The organism is Paenibacillus sp. FSL R7-0163, assembly GCF_037969975.1.
GTDB classification, from domain to species: Bacteria; Bacillota; Bacilli; order Paenibacillales; family Paenibacillaceae; genus Paenibacillus_AQ; species Paenibacillus_AQ odorifer.
Genome location: NZ_CP150224.1, coordinates 141,645 through 161,039 on the forward strand (window position 1 = coordinate 141,645; position 19,395 = coordinate 161,039).

The window sequence follows — 19,395 nt, forward strand, 5'->3', positions numbered from 1 at the left end:
ATTTATATAAAAAGGGATATCCCGCAGCCTTTCAGGCTTCTGGATATCCCTTTTTTGCGGAGTCTATTTATTCTGGGTGAGTACTAAGATCGCATTTTTCCAAAGGAATAATATTACTCTTGCGGAAGAAGCGATAGCCGGCCCAAATCAAGACGAATAATGGCAGGCTGATATAGGAAACGGCAATACCGTACCAGTCGATGTTTCCACCTGAGAAGGCACCCATATTCTGGCCAAGGATGGCTACCGTACAAAGTACTAAGGCAAATATAGGCCCAAACGGGAACCATCTAGCCCGGTAAGGCAGCTCATCAAGGGAATGACCTTGAGCTATAAAGGCGCGTCTGAAACGATAATGGCAGACAGCGATGCCGAGCCAGTTAATAAATCCACACATACCGGAAGCATTAAGCAACCAGTTGTATACAGCACCATCACCAAAGAATGATGCTAAAAAGGCTAACATACCAACGGCTGTGGTCACGAGCAAAGCACCAACAGGAACACCGCGGCGATTAAGCTTGCCTAGAGCACGTGGAGCCATTCCATCCTTAGCCATAGCGTACAGGACGCGGGTGGAGGCGTACATTCCCGAGTTCCCGGCTGACAATACGGAGCTGAGAATGACAGCATTCATGACGGATGCGGCAATAGCAAGTCCTGCTTTATTAAATACGATCGTAAACGGACTGACTCCGATATCATCAATACCACCGCGCAGCAGATCTGGATTCGTGTAAGGAATCAGCATTCCGATTACTAGTATAGCGAGGATATAAAAGATTAATATACGCCAGAAGACTTGGCGAATAGCAATAGGTACGTTACGGCGAGGGTTCTCACTCTCACCTGCTGCAACACCGATTAGCTCGGTGCCTTGGAAGGAGAATCCCGCAGCCATAAAGACACCGACGAAAGCGAAGAAGCCACCGTGGAACGAGCTGCCCCCGATCTGGAAATTGCTGAAGCCTACGGCTTTTCCGCCCATGATTCCGAAAATCATCAAAACTCCGACAATAAGGAAGGCGATAACAGTAATAATTTTGATAATGGCAAACCAATATTCTGATTCTCCGTATCCACGAGCAGATAGGAAATTAAGACCGAACATCAGCAGCAGGAACACGAGACTCCAGAGAAAGGAGGGACTGTCCGGGAACCAATATTTAATAATGACGGTGGCGGCAGACAATTCTGCTGCAATCGTAACCGCCCAGTTATACCAGAAGTTCCAGCCGATGGCGAACCCAAAAGCGGGGCTGACGAAACGCGTGCCGTAAGTGCTGAATGAGCCCGAATCCGGCAAATAGGTAGCGAGCTCTCCCAGACTGGTCATGAGGAAATAAACCATAACACCAACAGCCGTATAGGCTAGAAGTGCTCCACCGGGTCCGGCTGAAGCGATAGCGCCACCACTGGCCAGGAAGAGTCCAGTACCAATAGATCCTCCAAGCGCAATCATGGTCAAATGCCTTGCTTTAAATGATTTTTTTAGCTCAGGCGGGTTACCTACGTTGCCTTGTGCTAGATTTTGCTGCTTGCCCTGCATGATTTGACACTCCTTATGATCTAATCTTTCAATTCATGAACGGGGAGTGCTGAGCTGCTTCCTCCCGCAGAGCGGGAGAGTGTATTTGGTGGTCTCCATAAGGTTATGGACAAACACTAAATATACAAATTCTGTAAACGCAAAGAAACCGCAGACTATATCTGCGGTTTCCATCTATACAGCTCCGCATCATACTCCCTGTGAAGATAGCGCAACACATTATGACCTGCTGCTTATGCAGGTTATACAATGTGACAGTTCCGTGCCTTTCGGCAACGGCCCCAGCCTGCACCGCTGTAAGAGCGACAGTGCAGACTTCGGCAGATATTCCTTTCGACGCGATTCATAGACGGCTCTAACGTCTCCACGCGCGTACTCTTTATATCCGCGACCTCTACCTCATCTTAGTATGACGAGGCTATCTTTACTTCATTCATTTATAAACAACAGGAATTAGTATAAAGCAAGTTCGCAAGTCAAGCAATGACAAAATCCGGTAGGGAATGTTAGCTGCGACGACGCTCTGACATTTGCTGCCAAACGGTACCCGCCGCTGCTTCACCGGAAGCGATACGTTCCAAAGCCATTTTGGCCTGAAGTCCAACCTCGAATTCCGGATCTTCCGCCGCAACTGACAGCGCTTCTTGGGCATCGGATGTGCCCACCTCATAGAGGAAACGAGCTGCGCGCCAGCGGACAAGCTTGCTCTTATCTGTCAGTGCTGCCGTCATCACTGGCGTGGCGGCAGGATCGCCGATGTCGGACAGCGTATCGCCTGCCGTACGTCTCACGGCTGGCGCGCTGTCTGCCATCGCCTCATAGAGCAGCTCCATCGCTTCAGGCGTGCGAAGGTCGCCTAGATACACGACCGCAAGCCTGCGAATATGCAGCTTGGGATCGTGCAGCGCCGCCTTAAGCTCCGGCAGGAGCTCCGCCGTCGGCGTAAGATCCTCCAGCGCGGCGTAACGCACGCGCCAATCCTCATGCTTCAGGTCTCGCAGCAGCTCATCCTGACTGCGGGTTCGTCTCTGCTCGACGAACTCGCCTTCGGCGCCGTGCGCAATGGCTTGCTGCACGAGAGAGTCGAGGCGTTCCTGCGGATACGCCGCTTCCACCTCTTGCTCCACCTCGCGTGCAATCTCCGCGGGCTCGCCATAACGCACGCCGTAATCAGTGAGCTTACGCTCTTTAATCATCACGGCGCTAGCCACATCCATAACCGCCTTCGTGAAGCGGTTTGCTAAGGAGATGCGCTCTTCATTCGCGCCGGTCTTAACGCGGATTTGCAGCGGAATTCCGCGGAACATCTGGACGAAGACTTGGGCTTCGCCGAAATGAGCGCCAGCGTTCTCATCGGCAAGATTCCAATCGTCAATTAAGCCTTCGCTGTTGCCGAAGCGGTTCTGGACTTCTCTTAGAATTGCTGCCCAATCCGCATTGCCCTTGCGTTCGAGCGCTGCAAAGTCAGCAGCATGATAGATGCTAATAACGCCCGGTATCGTTAACATTTCGCGTGCCCAGGCAGGTGCGGAACGTTCACTTTCTGGTGTATAGGTTCTGCGGATTCCAGGTTCCAGACTTTCGTCCAAATGAAGCTTCATCGTATTTGGACTTGGAGTCGGTTCAATAAAAGTAATCTTCATACGTAGCTCCCCCTTGAACGGTATATGCACCGCCATACTTTATACACATATTATCTCATTTCTGGCGTGAAACACAAAAGGGTGCTTAGATATTTTGCGGAAAAAGGGCGCACCCTTACTAAGTAACTTGTATATTTTGCAAAATACTCTGCCGTTCAATATAGTTGTATTATATTCGCTAAAGTAAAGCGTGCTCGGCAAACTTCTAAAGATGAGGTGCTCTATGGTTAAATTTCGCTACAATAACCTCGACAATGTGAGTACCGATAAAACACTTAAAGAGTTTCGGAAGTGGCGGGAGGAACGTCGACGGAAGAAAAAAGATTATTCATATGTAGTGCCAAGTACGCCACCGAGGTTAGCTTATCTGGCTGAGAATCGGCTGGAGACTACCATTACGTGGATTGGGCATTCAACGTTTTTCCTTCAATATGAAGGGATGAATATCATTACTGATCCAATCTGGGCGAGAAGACTGGGCTTTGAGAAAAGATTGGGGCAACCCGGGATTCCGCTCAGCAAAGTGCCTCCCATTGACCTGATTCTGATCTCGCACTCTCATTATGACCACTTGCATATGGCTTCTATCCGTAAATTATATAGAGCAGGGACAACCCTTGTTGTTCCTATAGGCTTGAAACGAAAGATGCTCCGCAAAGGATTTCGCAACTGCATAGAAATGGAATGGTGGCAGGAAAATACGCTGGGTAAAATTAAGCTTACCTTCGTGCCGACTCAGCACTGGACGCGGAGAACGCCTTGGGACACGAACACTTCGCATTGGGGAGGATATATTCTGCAGCCGATCGAATCGGATAGCGACAAGCTGCCCCCAAACCTCTATTTCGCAGGAGATAGCGGTTATTTTCCGGGTTTTAAGGAGATTGGGAGCCGCTATAAGCTTCATGTTGCACTCATGCCGATTGGAGCTTATGAACCCGAGTGGTTCATGACCTCGCAGCATGTAACCCCTGAAGAGGCTATACAAGCATTTGTAGATGTTGGAGCGGAGACCATGATTCCGATGCATTACGGCACCTATAGACTTGCTGATGATACGGCCCGGGAAGCGCTGGATCGGATGGAAAGTGCCCGGCTTAAACAAGGTATTTCTGAAGAAAGAATCCGTACGCTCAGTTATGGTGAAACGCTTGTTATACAACCCGAGAATCGCATAACTGGACAATAATTGAAAAAATTCCTCCTTACTGGCGACCTCTGTACAGCAGCTGGAATAACTTTAGTATTGGAGAGAACAGCTGAAAAGGCTATTTTACGGGCTTTTTGCTCTCTATTTATGCTATAATGAGCCGAAACCCTAAGTGAAAAGGATGGTAATGCGTAATGATTAGCACAAGCGGCGTAACACTCCGCTACGGAAAACGCGCTCTCTTTGAAGATGTAAACATAAAATTCACCCCTGGTAACTGCTACGGTTTGATTGGCGCCAATGGTGCCGGTAAATCAACCTTTCTGAAAATTCTGTCTGGTGAGATCGAAGCAAATACCGGTGAGGTACATGTTACACCAGGCGAACGTCTCGCAGTACTCAAACAGAACCATTTTGAGTATGATGAATTCCCAGTACTTGAGACCGTAATTATGGGTCACACACGCCTTTATGAAATTATGAAAGAAAAGGACACACTTTATGCGAAGTCCGATTTCACAGAAGCGGATGGCCTGCGTGCAGGGGAGCTTGAAGGTGAGTTCGCTGAGCTTAACGGCTGGGATGCTGAGCCAGATGCAGCTGCCATGCTGATTGGTCTCGGAATTATGCGTGAACTGCATGACAAAAAAATGGCCGAACTGAGCGGCAATGAAAAGGTACGGGTACTCTTGGCGCAAGCCTTGTTTGGCCGTCCAAATAACCTGCTGCTAGATGAGCCTACCAACCACTTGGATCTCGAATCTATTGGCTGGTTAGAGAACTTCCTCATGGACTATGAAGGTACTGTTATCGTCGTATCCCATGACCGTCACTTCCTGAATAAAGTATGTACGCATATTGCGGATATTGATTTTGGCAAAATCCAAATGTACGTCGGCAACTACGACTTCTGGTATGAGTCCAGTCAGCTTGCACAAGCTTTGCAGCGTGATTCGAACAAGAAGAAGGAAGATAAAATCAAGGAATTGCAGGCATTTATCCAGCGTTTCTCGGCCAATGCTTCCAAGTCTAAACAAGCGACATCACGTAAGAAACAACTTGAGAAAATTACACTGGACGATATTCGTCCGTCCAACCGTAAATATCCGTTCCTCAACTTCAAACCTGAACGTGAAGCGGGTAAACAATTGCTGACAGTCAGCGGTTTGTCCAAAGCGGTTGAAGGTGAAAAGCTTCTTGATGAAATCAGCTTTGTAGTAAACAAAGGGGATAAGATTGCTTTTGTGGGCCCTTACTCCCAGCCTAAATCACTGCTGTTTGATGTGATCATGGGTGAGCAAGAAGCGGATGCGGGGGAATATACATGGGGAGTAACTACAACTCAAGCGTATTTCCCGAAAGACAACTCCAGCTATTTCGATGGTGTAGAAATGAATCTTGTAGAATGGCTACGCCAGTATTCTAAAGATCAGGACGAAACTTTCCTGCGTGGATTCTTGGGCCGTATGTTGTTCGCCGGAGAAGAAGCACTGAAGAAAGCAAGCGTGCTGTCCGGGGGCGAGAAGGTTCGCTGTATGCTGGCCAAAATGATGCTCAACGGCGCAAACGTGCTTGTGTTCGATGAACCAACCAACCACTTGGATCTGGAATCCATCACGGCACTGAATAACGGGCTGATCGATTTCGATGGCACGATTCTATTCACTTCCCATGACCATCAGTTCATCCAAACCATTGCTAACCGCATCATCGAGATTACACCTACAGGTGTAATTGACCGCTCCATGAGCTACGATGAATATTTGGAGAATCCAGAAATTAAGGAAATGCGCCAGCGCATGTATCCTGTAGAAGTATAATATTTAATTTCCGCTATGCGGAAGGAACCCATGAAGCAGCTACTCTAATCCTTTTAGGATCAGGGTAGCTGTCTTTATAATTTCAATTTTGAAAAGTTATTAACAAGTGGAATTCTACGGGGAGTATACGCGGGCTTCTAAGACGGGAGTCTTTAGCCCTTGAGTTTTCCAAAGCGCATGTTTTCAGCTGGCTAATCGTACAATAAAGAGAATCAGTTATGAATTTGAAGAGTTCTAATCCATCCTATCAGGCAGGATGAACGTATAAACGGCTGCGTTTCCCCGAGGGATTCGCAGCCGTTTATGTTTAAATATAAGTAAATACTAAGATCCGCCAGTACGACGGCGTTGGTTGTTAGGCTTTTTGTTATTTTGGCTTTTTAGCGGTTTGGCGGAACCAGCCTGAAATGTGGATCCAGGTTTGGAGGAAGATTGTTGTTTCTTCTGCTCCAGTTTTTTACGGATAGCTTCCGCTAAGTTGATTTTTCCTTTATCGTTGCTTTCGCTCATTATGATAACCTCCTTCGAAGCAAGTCCTTACACTTTATTCTAATTGTTTTTAAATGCTGCCACAAGGGCAAGAATAATTGAAAGAATTCTTTTCCGTATTTTAAATAATCGGGGAAAAAGAGGGGGAGCCAAGATGACTGATATTTACGAAGATATACGTAAAGGGGAACGAGGAGCTTGGGTTAGCATAGCGGCTTACCTCATCCTATCATCATTCAAGCTGGTTTGCGGTTATTTATTTGCATCTAGCGCACTCGTAGCGGACGGGGTCAACAATTTAACAGATATCGTGGCATCTATAGCTGTGCTGGTGGGTTTACGGATTTCGCGGAAGCCACCTGACTCTGACCACGCTTATGGACATTTCCGCGCAGAGACCGTAGCGGCGTTATTGGCTTCTTTTATCATGGCGGTAGTGGGCATTCAAGTGATTGTAGAGGCGGTGCGGTCCTTTTTCGATCGTACAAAAGAAACGCCACAGCTCTGGTCGGCAGGGGTGGCTATTGTATGTGCAGTAGCTATGATGGGGGTATACATATATAACAAAAGACTGGCCCAACAAATTAACAGTGGGGCACTTATGGCAGCGGCTAAGGATAATTTTTCTGATGCTATGGTCAGTGTTGGAGCCGCAGTTGGGATTGTGGGCGCACAGTTTGGTTTGCCATGGATTGATTCCGCAGCAGCTGTTCTTGTCGGACTCATTATCTCCAAGACCGCTTGGGATATTTTTCGTGATTCGACCTATCGGCTTACGGATGGCTTTGATGAAGATAAATTGATGGATCTACGCAGTACGATTGCTCGAACGCCGGGAGTAGAAGAGATTAAAGATGTGAAGGCACGGGTTCATGGTAATCATGTGCATGTGGATGTTGTAGTGGAGGTGGATGCGAATATTTCTGTGACAGAAGGTCATGAAATAAGTGATTCCATCGAAGAAAGAATGAGCAAAATGCATAATATTATGAATGTGCAGGTGCACGTGGAACCTAAAAAATAAATTAAAAATGCTATATTAAGGAAAAAACACACATATTCAAGGAGAAATCAAGACTTTAGACCTGTATGTTACCATAAAGTGGCATGATTATATGTGAAATTTGGAGCATGTTCCAAATCCCGGGCAAGCCTATAATGAGGGCATAAAGGAATAATGTAGTACAATCCTTTATTGAAATCTCATCATGGAATTTGGGGGAACGTATGATCAAATCACATAAGCAAATTACAGCATCTTTGTTAGTATCTGCTGCAATTGTTGCAGGTTTAGGAGTATCTGCTCCTGGACAAGCAGCGGCAGCCTCAAGTTCATCTAATTCAGTTACAGCAGCTTCAGCCGTTCAAACAGGTGTAATCGAGGCTAGTGTTCGCCTTCGCAGCACTCCTTCTACTGACGGAGAAATAGTGAAGTACTTGCAAAAGGGAGATCAAGTGCAGATCCTTTCGCAGCCTAACAGCTATTGGTATCAAGTAAAAACGGCTGATGGTTCAGTGGGTTATACAAGTGCAGGAGATAAGTATATCAGCGTATCCTCTGCTTCAGTAACGACACCATCGGCACAAACTGGCACCATTAAGTATGGTGTGAATCTTCGGGTTTCACCTTCAACAAGCGGAAAAGTAATGAAGCTTTTGAATAAGGGAGAAAAAGTAGAAGTTCTGGCACAGCCTAACAGTTACTGGTATCAAGTTAAAGCGGCGGATGGTAGCATCGGATATATAAGTTCAAGTGATCAATATAGTACACTTTCAGGAAACGGTGGGGGATCTGGAACGGTAACGCCTACACCAACGCCTACGCCTACGCCTACACCTACACCTACACCTAATCCGCCTATAACAACACCGGGGGCTTCAGCCCAAATCGAACGGGTAATTGCTGCAGGCATGGGATATCTAGGAACGCCTTATGAGTATGGCTCCAGCAGAAATGATACAAGAACCTTTGACTGCTCGGACTTCATCCGGCAAATTTTTATGGATGCTGCGAATCTCAAACTGCCGGCGGATTCCCGTCAACAAGGAGATTGGGTGAAGTCGAATAGTACGATGGTTACGTCTATTTCCAATTTGAAGCGCGGCGACTTAATGTTCTTTATGGATTATAAGGGAAATTCTGCTTCTGCTTATGAGGGAATCGACAAATCTACAGCTAGAATATCGCATGTTGCAATGTATCTAGGAGATGGACAAGTTCTACAAACTTATTCCGTAGCTTCAGGCGGGGTAAGAGTAGATAAACTAAGCGCTTCTTGGATGAATCGTTTTCTCTACGGAGGTTCGGTCATTCGCTAAATATATGAAAAATGCAGGAAGCGACAGCATCGCATGTTTGTGACGGGTGAACGATGGCGGGCGTACGCGCAAGAGGGCTATCCTTTTAGTAGAATTCTCTACTGAGGGGGTAGCTCTTCCTGTTTTATCTGTTCAGAATATGTACTCTCCACATAAAAAAAGGGCAGTACCATCGGCCATTTTTTTGGCTCTTGGGACACCCTTTTTTCGCATATTGATAATTAAGGTAAGATCACGTTGGCTGTTACAGGAACCTTAACCCATGCTTTTCCTAACCAAGTGTAAATTTCTCTCCATTCATTACCCCAAGTGTCCGAAATAACTTCACCTGTTGTATCAAGAGTCTGAACGCCAAGCCAGCCTGCTGGAATTATACCTCCGACGGAAAAGTAGAAAGGTGTTTTCTCGGTCAGCACTATTTGTGGTGTTGCTGGAATCATATCCGCTGGAGTGATAATTGTTTCAAAAGAATTGCTGTAAGTGCTTCCAGTTACGGTTGCAGGATCCGTAGTAGTGTTAGTTACTTCAGCTGCTGAAGCTGTAGCAGCAATGGAAGCCATAAGACCTAAGGCTACTGTAAGGCTGACGATTTTTTTCATGTTTGGTTCCTCCTAGTGGGGGTTGGATGTATTTTTTTCCAAAAGCGCTGTTTGCTAATATGCTAGTAAACGTAAATGATGCGTGATGAACCACCCATTCAACATTTCTTATTTTCTCAAGTGACATCCGTGCAGGAATGACCTATACTTTCTGCATGATGAATAAGATATATGGATAGATATGGGAGGGATACGACAGTCACACCATTAAAATGAGGGGCTACTACATAGATCTACCTCTGCGTCCCGTGAAGAGAGAAATTACAAACAGAACCAGGAAGACGAAGAACAGGATCTTAGCAAGACCAGCGGCGGCGGCTACAAGGTTGAAGAAACCAAAGATTCCGGCGATTACTGCGACTACAAGTAGTATTGCGGACCATTTTAACATTACATATCACCTATCCTTTTTTGATTAATGTAGTCATTGTATAAACGGGGACTTTGATTTTGAAACAAAAGGGAAGAGGGACTCTTGACAAGACTCGACAAGATGTTTCGGCTTATGGGACCAGGGGTAACTATGCAGTATACAAGGCTGATTAGCCGATATTTATGAGATATGGAAGGGGTTATGAATATGATCATTGAACTTAGTGTAGCTCTCGTCGCAATTGCATTCGCAGTACTTGTTTTCTTTTTAATTAAAACCTTAAAGTCGGCAAAGGATTCACTCGACAAAGTCAGCCAAACCTTGGTGGAAGTACAGAAGACGATGGATGAGCTTACTTATGAAGTGAAAACGACGGTCAGACACGCAAATGAAATCACTGCCGATGTACAGCATAAGATTCAAAAGATTGACCCAGTCATCGATTCTGTCAAGAATCTGGGTGATGTCATGAATGAGCTGACCTTAACGGTCAAACAAGTGTCAGTCACAGTGATTGAGAAATATCGTAAATCGCGTGAGCTGAAGGAGAAGAGTAAGGAAGTCTCTATAAAAGAAGCTCCGTTAACTCCTGCTGAAGAACGTACTGTTAACTCCTATGATGCCATTTATGCTGAGAAGTCACCGGGAAAAATAGCTACAGTGCTAAAAGGTGTAGACGTAGCTGCAACTCTTTGGAAGAAATTTCGTCATTAAGCATAAGATAGTAAGGCTTCTGTAATCGGTGGCTGCAGATAAGAAAGGTGGGACACAACATGAACATGATGATCCTTTTATTTGGTCTTCTTTTCCCATACTTTGATGCGTCTCCACAGTTGGTGCCTATCTCTACTTTTATTGAACAACCTAAGTCGGTTCTCGCATTTGAACATGCTTCAGCATCCAGCCCATATATAAATCGCTTTGATTCTCTGCAAGGTGTCGCTTTATACACCACAAAGGAAGAACTGCTTCTGACCAAAGGCAATCCGCTTGCGGTGACAAATGATCCATTGCTAGAGACAGTGGAGTACCACTACGCAGATGTGACAGTGGGTGTGGGCGAGGGTGTTGTACTTTATGTACATGTTGCACCTCCGCAAGCACAGCAGTTCGGTTTACATGTAGATGGCGTAGAAATCGATCCTTTAACAGATAATCTGCAAGATACTTTGGGAAAACCGTATTTTATAGCCGAAGATGGGGATGTATACCTGAGAGGGAATAATGCACTCAAAATATATCGAAATTTGGCGGGTGAATTTGAAGGAATTGATTTATTTGATAGTATTTCTTCCTAATGTGTTTCATATTTGAGCAAATTGGTTAATAAACATAGGCTGTCTTTAGAATAGAGTAACCTCCAGCCCCACTAGGTATAGTGGGGCTGGAGGTTACTTTGCTGAATACGTAAATTGATCCTATGACTATATTTACATATTATGAAAATAGAAATAACACTGTAAAATAGCGTATGATATAGTTAATAGGTTTGCAGAATTTTACGGTCGTAATACTACTCGTGTGAGGTGAAGATGATGAGAATCTTAATCGTGGATGACAATCCGACTAATGTTATCATTATCCGTGAAATCCTGAAAAAAGAAGATTACCGAAATTTCGTAACCGCATCCTCTGCCAAAGAGATGCTGGAACGGCTTGGAATCGGTTCGGGGAGTGAAGATGGACGTCCCCGGATGTCAGATATTGATCTGATTTTACTGGATATGATGATGCCAGAAATGGATGGGATCGAAGCATGTCGTGTTGTGCAGCAATACGAACATCTTAAGGATATTCCAATAATAATGGTTACAGCTGTAGGCGATTCTAAGAAATTGGCCGAAGCGCTGGATGCAGGTGCAGTAGATTATGTTACGAAACCTATTAATAAAGTGGAGCTAATGGCCCGGATTCGGCTTGCTCTGCGGTTGAAACGTGAGAAAGATTGGCATAAGGAACGGGATCAGCGGATTCAGGAGGAATTGAGACTGGCTGCACTCGTGCAGAATGCTGTACTCAGCCTACCCCTGCAGGAAGAGAATTTCGAGGTGCATGCTATCTATCAGCCTTCCTCTGAATTGGCGGGTGATTTATATGCCTGGTATCCCCTTGGGGATGGCCGATATGGCGTAATCCTCCTGGACATTATGGGACACGGTATATCGTCCTCTCTTTTTTGCATGTTCCTTGCGTCAGTATTAAAGGACACGGTAACTACTTATGTAGAGCCGGAAAAGGTAATTCAGGAACTCAATCGAAGGTTTAACCAACTTTATATTGAGAAAAAGCTGATTCAATACTATTTTACGACGATTTATCTTGTGATTGACACTCGTATAAAGCGTATTGACTATGTTAACGCTGGGCATCCACCTGCGCTGTTTTTTGAGGGCACAGCTAAGACTCCGGTCTTGCTGGAAAGTAATTGTCACCCTGTAGGCCTGTTTGAACGGATTGATATTCAGCCTCAGAGCTTGACCTACGAAGATGAAGGGCATTTGGTTCTCTATACAGATGGTCTGCTGGAGCTGGTTGAGGGTGAACAGGAAGAGCAGCTGAAGTTCATGATTAAGCATTTAAATGTTGAGCATGAATGGAAGGAAGAAACTATACGGGCTGCTTTTTTCAATGCTGATGTTCCTAAAGAGCGTGACGATGACAAATGTATAGTGTGGATCTCACTGAAGAAGGGAACAGAATGAGGATGAAAATAAAGGCTAAACTCTTAATTGGTTTTAGTGCGATGCTGGCGATTATGCTGGCACTTACTATGATTGGATACGATCGTTTGGATTATATGAATGGTCAGCTTGAGGGTTACCAGGATAGATATATGAAGGGGCGTTCTTCTTCAGGTATGCGTGGAGAAGTGAATGATATGGCGCGAATATTAACGACGACCATGTTAAGCGCTGATACATCAACGGTAGAATCACAAAAAAAAGAGATTGATAAAAAAATAGCTAAGGCGAATGAGCACTACGACAAAATAAAAGAATCAATGACTAGCGCTGAAGAGATGCAGATCGTTACTCAAATTGATGATTCTTATACGATCTATCTAAATTATCAGGAAAAAATATTGAAGCTGCTATCAGCTGGTTATTTCCAGAATGCCAGCACGTATTCTAACACAGAGGGACAAGCGATTCAGAATGCGGTATTAAACGCTCTGAACAGTCTCTCTGATTATAATGCCTTTATTATGAATGAAGAGAGCGCAAAAGCTAAAGATGCCTATCAAAGCTCTACTCAGATGGTCATCTTGATGATGATTGTGGGTCTACTACTTGGACTTGGAGTTGTTCTATGGATCATTCCAAGCATTACGCGGGGGCTTAACGTCGTTTCGATGATGATTACCAGCTTCGGCAACGGCAGAATTCGGGCTATAAGGCGCATCAAGGTTACTTCTAAAGATGAGATTGGTGAGGTTGCCCTTGTCTTTAAGAAAATGGCTTTAGATCTTGAAGAGAAACAGCAAATGGAACAGGCCTATGCACAGGCGCAGAATGATCAATCCTGGCTGAATGCAAATGTTGCTCAGGTGACAGAACTTCTCCGGGGGGTTAGCTCATTGGATCAGGTCTCACAGACCTTTATCAACGAGTTCACCCCTGTGCTGGGAGCCCAGTTTGGGGCAGTATATTTAAAGGATGCTAACCGTCCCGATTTTCTGCGAAGCAGTGGTTATTATGCAGTAGATAGCGATAAGAAACCAAAGGAAGGTTTTGTGATTGGAGAAGGACTCGTAGGACAAAGTGCGCTTGATATGCACCCAATCAGATTGGAGCGGGCTCCTGAAGATTATATCTCCGTGAAATCCGGCTTTGTGGATTCACAGCCAGGATATATTTCCATTCATCCGCTTATTTTTGAAGACGAGCTGCTCGGTGTAGTAGAATTCGCTTCATTCCAGCCATTTAGCAGTCTGAAAAATGATTTGCTGCAACAACTTGCGAATAATTTAAGCATTATTTTCAATAATATTAGTCGTCGTCTGATTGTAGAGAAATTACTGCGTGAGTCACAAGCACTTACGGAAGAACTGCAATGTCAGTCAGAAGAGCTGCAGACTCAGCAAGAAGAACTGCGTCGTTCCAATGAGAACTTGGAAGAGCAGACGGACGCACTTAAGCGTTCAGAAGAACTGCTGCAACGTCAGCAGGAGGAACTGGAACATTACAATACGGAACTCGTCGCCAAGACTCGTGCACTAGAGGAGCAAGTGCAGGAGGTTGAGGAGAAAAAAGATGAAATTGAGCATGCTAAGGTTCAGCTAGAGAAACAGGCTATGCAATTATCCGTGACTAGTAAGTATAAATCAGAATTTATGGCGAACATGTCCCATGAATTGCGGACGCCGCTCAACAGTCTGCTGATCTTGTCCCAGCTGCTTACCGAGAACAAGGATGGTAATTTAACGGAGAAGCAGGTTGAATTTGCCCATACGATTTATATGTCAGGTGCTGACCTGCTTAAGATGATTGATGAAATTTTAGACCTGTCCAAGGTTGATGCAGGAAAAATGGAACTGAATCATGAAGAAATTAAACTGACTGAGCTGAAAAGCTTTGTGAAGCAGAATTTTGCTCCACAGGCGCTCAAAAAAGGACTCTCCTTACGGATAGCCTTTAACGAGCCGCTGCCAGATAGCGTAATTGCCGATAGTCATCGGTTGAAGCAGGTCTTAAGAAATCTGCTTTCCAATGCCTTTAAATTTACAACCGAAGGTTTTATCGAGTTTTCAGTTAGCCCGGCAGATACTAATCTCTTGCCACTAAATCTGCCGAGTGATAATGAATATATTGCTATTGCTGTGAAGGACAGTGGCATTGGTATTCCGGCTGACAAAACAGATATTGTATTCGAAGCCTTCCAGCAAGTAGACGGAACAACCAGCCGTAAATATGGAGGCACGGGCCTGGGATTGTCGATCAGCCGTGAATTGGTTCGTATAATGGGTGGAGCTATTGTGCTCGAATCCCGTGAGGGGCAAGGCAGTACCTTCACTTTGTATTTGCCGGTGAAGGCAAATTACAGTAAACAACCTGCAGAAATAGAAGCTGCTGTGTCCAAAGAGGATTCAACATATGATGAATATATTGGAGACATGCTTCCAACCTTAGTGCCAGCAGCCGTTAACGTACCCCTTCCACAACTGACAATTGAGGATGACCGTGACAATTTGACGGCGAATGACAAAGTCCTGCTTATTATTGAAGATGATGAAAGCTTTGCGAAAATTTTGCTAGACATGGCTCGTGGTCGCAGATTTAAAGGCTTAGTAGCGCTTCAAGGCGATATTGGACTGCAGATGGCAAAAACTTATTTGCCAGATGCGATTATTCTCGATATACAGCTGCCTGTAATGGACGGCTGGACCATTCTTAGAGAGCTGAAAAGTGCATCTCAGACCCGTCACATTCCTGTTCATGTTATCTCAGTGAACGATGAAGTGAAGCAAGGATTGATGATGGGAGCTATGGCATATCTAAGAAAACCATCTTCAAGAGAAGCATTGGAGCGGGCTTTCTCACAAATTGAGAACTATACGTCCAGCACTGTGAAGTACCTTCTGATTGTAGAAGATGATGAGATTCAACGTCGTTCCATTATGGAATTGATTGGTCATGATGATGTAGCTATTACCGCGGTATCAACCGGCAATGAGGCACTGATGGAGCTGCGCAAGCAGAGATATGATTGTATGGTTCTGGATCTTATGCTTGGGGATATGAACGGCTTTGAACTGCTGGATCAGATTCGTGATGATGAGGAATTAAACGATCTTCCTATTATTATTTATACAGGTAAGGATTTAGATAGCAAAGAAGAGACACAGCTCCGCAAGTATGCTGAATCCATAATTATCAAGGATGTTCGTTCTCCGGAACGACTACTGGATGAGACAACGTTGTTCTTGCACCGGGTAGAAGCTAATCTTCCGGAAGATAAACGTAAAATTTTGCAGAAGCTGCATAACAAGGAAGAGTTATTCGAAGGGAAGAAAATACTGCTCGTCGATGATGATATTCGTAATGTTTTTGCACTCTCTAGTGTACTGGAAGAATACCACATGGAAGTGAAGTTTGCGGAGAACGGACGTGAAGCGCTGGAAATGCTGGTAGAGCAAGAAGATTTTGATCTCGTGCTTATGGATATGATGATGCCGGAAATGGACGGATATGAAGCTATGCGCCGAATCCGTGAAATGCCGCAATATCAGAAACTGCCTATTATTGCGCTTACCGCCAAAGCAATGAAAGAGGATCGCGCCAAATGTATTGAAGCGGGAGCTTCTGATTATATGAAGAAACCGATCGCAACAGGTCAACTTCTTTCGTTAATGCGTGTCTGGTTGTATTCGTAAACTCAAATTTGGGGTAATACCTTTTTAAGAACTAACATGACTAGAATCACGGTGTGTTAATAAGGGAGTCGGGATAACAATGAAAGCGATAGAACACGGATATGAGGAGCAGCCCGTTATGGTAGGAAGTGACGAGTTGGAGCAAATTGAGATCGAGCTGCTCCTTGATGGAGTACACCGTTTATATGGGTATGATTTCCGGAATTATGCGTTGCCTTCTTTGAAGCGGCGTATCTGGCATCATGTGCATGCGGAGAATGTACACAGCATATCCGCGCTGCAAGAAAAGGTGCTGCATGATCGCGCCTGTTTTGAACGATTTGTCTATAGTCTCTCCATTCCGGTTACCGAAATGTTTAGGGACCCGGGGTTATTTTTAACGTTTCGCCAGAAGGTAGTTCCGTTGTTGAGGACTTATCCCTATATTCGTATCTGGCATGCTGGATGCTCCACTGGTGAAGAAGTATACTCTATGGCCATCCTGCTTCATGAAGAAGGGCTTTACGATAAGGCTCGGATTTATGCCACAGATATGAATGAGCGTTCTTTACAGCAGGCTAAAGAAGGCGTCTATGATATTAGTAGAATGAAGCAATACACTAAGAATTATTTGGAGGCGGGAGGTACCCGGGCATTCTCTGAATACTATACAGCGAAGTATAACTCGGTTATTTTACAGCCATATTTACGCAAAAACATTATATTCGCTGAGCATAACTTAGCTACAGATACTTCTTTTAATGAGTTTAATGTTATTTTCTGCCGCAATGTGATGATCTATTTCAATGATGAGCTGCGTGATCATGTACACGGCTTGTTTCATGAAAGTTTAAGTCGTTTTGGAATACTTGTTCTAGGCTCTAAAGAATCCATTCACTTTACGAAGTACAGCGATTGTTATGAGTCTTTGGACAGAGTAGAGAAAATATACCGTAACATAAAATAACGCATGAAGGAGGGTGGTCCTATGGGGTTTCAAGAACCAATTCATATACTACTAGTAGATGACCGTCCTGAAAATCTGCTGGCGCTGGAGGCGGTACTTGAAAGCCAGCATTATGAGCTAGTCAAAGCCACCTCCGGCGAAGAAGCGCTGCGGTGTTTGTTAAGGTATGATTTTGCTGTCATCGTACTGGACGTGCAGATGCCAGGTATGGATGGGATCGAGACCGCAAAGTTGATTAAAGCCAGAGAAAAAACAAAGGAAATTCCGATTATCTTTATCTCTGCGAATAGTAAGGAAGCGGAGCATTTATTCGCGGGCTATTCTGCAGGGGCTATTGATTATATGGTTAAACCCTTCATTCCACAAATTCTGAAGTCTAAGATACAAGGTTTTGTCGAGATGTATATTACGAGCAAAAAACATCAGACTCAGACCATGCTGCTGCAGCAAAAGACGAAAGAGCTGGAAATCATAAATAGTGAGCTCGTAAAGGCTAAGGAAGAGGCGGAGATCGCCTCCAAAGCGAAGTCGGAATTTCTGGCTATGATGAGTCATGAGATTCGTACACCAATGAATGGCGTAGTGGGTATGATTGATTTATTAATGGAGACTGACCTTGCTCCTGAGCAGAAGGAGTATTCCGAGATCATTCGGAAAAGTGCAGACACGTTGATTACGGTTATAAACGATATTCTTGATTTCACCAAAATGGAATCCGGTAAAATGGAAATCGAAGAGCAGCTGTTCGAACTTCGCACATGTATTCAAGAGGTGTTCAGCCTCTTTTCGGTGGAAGCGGGAAAAAAGAACCTGGAGCTCGCTTATTTTATCGATCAGAAGTTGCCTAGACTTTTATATGGAGATATGGCTCGTCTACGCCAAGTATTAATTAATCTGATTGCTAACGCAGTTAAATTTACAAATCAGGGCGGTGTCTATTTAGTCGCTTCCATCAAAGAAACATCTGGGCACAAGGTAGAAGTCGAGTTTACGGTCATGGATACAGGGATTGGTATTTCTCCAGAGAAATGCGACCGATTATTCCAACCGTTCTCACAGCTGGATTCTTCAATGACACGGAAATACGGGGGGACAGGGCTTGGTTTAGCCATATGTAAATCCCTTGTAGGCATGATGGGCGGAGAAATACGGGTAGAATCCATGGAGCAAAAAGGAGCTACCTTTATTTTTACGATTCAAGCATCCGTACCTGGAGAAGATTTGACAGGAGGTTATCAAGAAGAGGAATCGCCTCATCTTCTTCTTAATCAGGAGAGCAGAAGCCGAATTCTTGTTGTAGATGACCATCCTATCAATCAGCGTCTGATGGTTAGCATGCTAGATAAGCTCGGCTATGAAGCTGATATGGCTGAGGACGGGAAACAGGCTGTGCAAATGGCGCTTAAGCAGCCCTATGATTTTATCTTTATGGATCTCCAAATGCCAGTAATGGATGGCCTGGAGGCAACCGCCCAAATCCGTCGGGAAGGCGGTCCGGCGGCTGAGAAGACTATTATTATTGCAATGACTGCGAATGTCATGGATGGCATTCAGAATCGCTGTAAAGCCTCAGGAATGGATGACTATATCAGCAAGCCACTTAAGATGAGCAGTATTAAGCAGATTATCTCTCGGTATTCTAGCAGCGATAATCGGATGGTTGAACCAGATACATCTATTTTTCAGGCGTAACCCAAGATTTACTAGTTTATATTTTAATGTTATTTGTTTCAAAGGTAGGACTATGAGGTTATTAATATAGAAAATATTTATCAGGAGAGATCGTCTATGAACACGCATAAAAGTAATAAGTTTCACGCTAAGACAGAGACAAAAGAAAATGTATGTACGGTTTTCCTGAATGGTGAACTTGATCTATCCGTTGCTTCCGATTTCCGTTTGGTAATGGAGCCGCTTGTAGGTGATACGAAGCATGATTTAGTAATAAATCTTAAAGAATTAAAATACATCGATAGCACGGGTATTGGTATTCTACTTTCGATCCTGAAATCAAGACAAGGTATGGACGTTAAGTTTATGGTTGAGGATGTTCCTCCCCAAATTCAGAAGCTGTTTGACATGACTGGTATTACCAAGTTTTTTGCCTCCCAAGAGAATTCCCACTAGGAAAGGA

16 protein-coding genes and 1 riboswitch are annotated in these 19,395 nt (G+C 44.6%); of the genes, 11 read left to right on the forward strand and 5 right to left on the reverse strand.

What is annotated here, in order from left to right:
• Positions 1-67 precede the first annotated feature (67 nt).
• Both NST45_RS00580 and NST45_RS00585 read right to left on the reverse strand, forming a co-directional pair.
• Positions 68-1,549 carry an amino acid permease gene (locus NST45_RS00580; protein WP_076128694.1) on the reverse strand — a complete coding sequence of 494 codons (1,482 nt, stop codon included), beginning with the start codon at positions 1,547-1,549 and terminating at the stop codon, positions 68-70.
• A gap of 199 nt (positions 1,550-1,748) precedes the next feature.
• Positions 1,749-1,954: riboswitch (Lysine riboswitch) on the reverse strand.
• Between the two features lie 101 nt (positions 1,955-2,055).
• Entirely contained in the window at positions 2,056-3,192 is a 1,137-nt protein-coding gene (locus tag NST45_RS00585; protein ID WP_076142234.1) for a virulence factor, read from the reverse strand.
• A gap of 223 nt (positions 3,193-3,415) precedes the next feature.
• On the opposite strand from NST45_RS00585, the gene NST45_RS00590 reads away from it, so the two are divergent.
• Entirely contained in the window at positions 3,416-4,381 is a 966-nt protein-coding gene (locus NST45_RS00590; protein WP_076142233.1) for an MBL fold metallo-hydrolase, read from the forward strand.
• A 155-nt stretch (positions 4,382-4,536) separates the two neighbouring features.
• On the forward strand, positions 4,537-6,162 hold the full coding sequence (locus NST45_RS00595; RefSeq protein WP_038573336.1) for an ATP-binding cassette domain-containing protein: 1,626 nt from the start codon (positions 4,537-4,539) through the stop codon (positions 6,160-6,162).
• Between the two features lie 324 nt (positions 6,163-6,486).
• Here the strand turns inward: NST45_RS00595 and NST45_RS00600 are convergent, their stop codons facing one another.
• Positions 6,487-6,672, reverse strand: coding sequence for a hypothetical protein (locus NST45_RS00600; protein WP_036680230.1), 186 nt, complete (start codon positions 6,670-6,672; stop codon positions 6,487-6,489).
• 133 nt (positions 6,673-6,805) lie between these two features.
• Between NST45_RS00600 and NST45_RS00605 the strand changes: the two genes are divergently transcribed.
• Both NST45_RS00605 and NST45_RS00610 read left to right on the forward strand, forming a co-directional pair.
• Entirely contained in the window at positions 6,806-7,675 is an 870-nt protein-coding gene (locus NST45_RS00605; RefSeq protein ID WP_076142232.1) for a cation diffusion facilitator family transporter, read from the forward strand.
• 203 nt (positions 7,676-7,878) lie between these two features.
• Positions 7,879-8,970, forward strand: a complete 1,092-nt coding sequence (locus NST45_RS00610; protein ID WP_076104193.1) for an SH3 domain-containing C40 family peptidase — start codon at positions 7,879-7,881, stop codon at positions 8,968-8,970.
• Positions 8,971-9,191: 221 nt separating this feature from the next.
• On the opposite strand, the gene NST45_RS00615 is transcribed toward NST45_RS00610, so the two are convergent.
• Both NST45_RS00615 and NST45_RS00620 read right to left on the reverse strand, forming a co-directional pair.
• Positions 9,192-9,569: a hypothetical protein gene (locus NST45_RS00615; RefSeq protein WP_076142231.1), complete on the reverse strand. Its 378-nt coding sequence runs from the start codon at positions 9,567-9,569 to the stop codon at positions 9,192-9,194.
• A 223-nt stretch (positions 9,570-9,792) separates the two neighbouring features.
• Positions 9,793-9,960, reverse strand: coding sequence for a DUF1328 domain-containing protein (locus tag NST45_RS00620; protein WP_036680225.1), 168 nt, complete (start codon positions 9,958-9,960; stop codon positions 9,793-9,795).
• 189 nt (positions 9,961-10,149) lie between these two features.
• On the opposite strand from NST45_RS00620, the gene NST45_RS00625 reads away from it, so the two are divergent.
• The 7 genes from NST45_RS00625 to NST45_RS00655 all read left to right on the forward strand — a co-directional run bounded on the left by NST45_RS00625 (position 10,150) and on the right by NST45_RS00655 (position 19,388).
• A complete protein-coding gene (locus tag NST45_RS00625) occupies positions 10,150-10,656 on the forward strand; it encodes a DUF948 domain-containing protein (protein WP_036680224.1) in 507 nt (168 codons plus the stop codon).
• Positions 10,657-10,715: 59 nt separating this feature from the next.
• Positions 10,716-11,240, forward strand: coding sequence for a hypothetical protein (locus tag NST45_RS00630; RefSeq protein WP_076142230.1), 525 nt, complete (start codon positions 10,716-10,718; stop codon positions 11,238-11,240).
• Between the two features lie 237 nt (positions 11,241-11,477).
• The gene (locus NST45_RS00635) at positions 11,478-12,644 is read left to right on the forward strand and encodes a fused response regulator/phosphatase (RefSeq protein WP_038573328.1); all 1,167 of its coding nucleotides are present in this window, start codon (positions 11,478-11,480) and stop codon (positions 12,642-12,644) included.
• A 2-nt stretch (positions 12,645-12,646) separates the two neighbouring features.
• Positions 12,647-16,315: a response regulator gene (locus NST45_RS00640; RefSeq protein ID WP_036680346.1), complete on the forward strand. Its 3,669-nt coding sequence runs from the start codon at positions 12,647-12,649 to the stop codon at positions 16,313-16,315.
• 79 nt (positions 16,316-16,394) lie between these two features.
• On the forward strand, positions 16,395-17,261 hold the full coding sequence (locus NST45_RS00645; RefSeq protein ID WP_051491113.1) for a protein-glutamate O-methyltransferase CheR: 867 nt from the start codon (positions 16,395-16,397) through the stop codon (positions 17,259-17,261).
• A gap of 21 nt (positions 17,262-17,282) precedes the next feature.
• Positions 17,283-18,953, forward strand: a complete 1,671-nt coding sequence (locus NST45_RS00650) for a response regulator (protein ID WP_036680222.1) — start codon at positions 17,283-17,285, stop codon at positions 18,951-18,953.
• A gap of 96 nt (positions 18,954-19,049) precedes the next feature.
• A complete protein-coding gene (locus NST45_RS00655; protein WP_036680220.1) occupies positions 19,050-19,388 on the forward strand; it encodes an STAS domain-containing protein in 339 nt (112 codons plus the stop codon).
• The last annotated feature ends 7 nt before the right edge of the window (positions 19,389-19,395 follow it).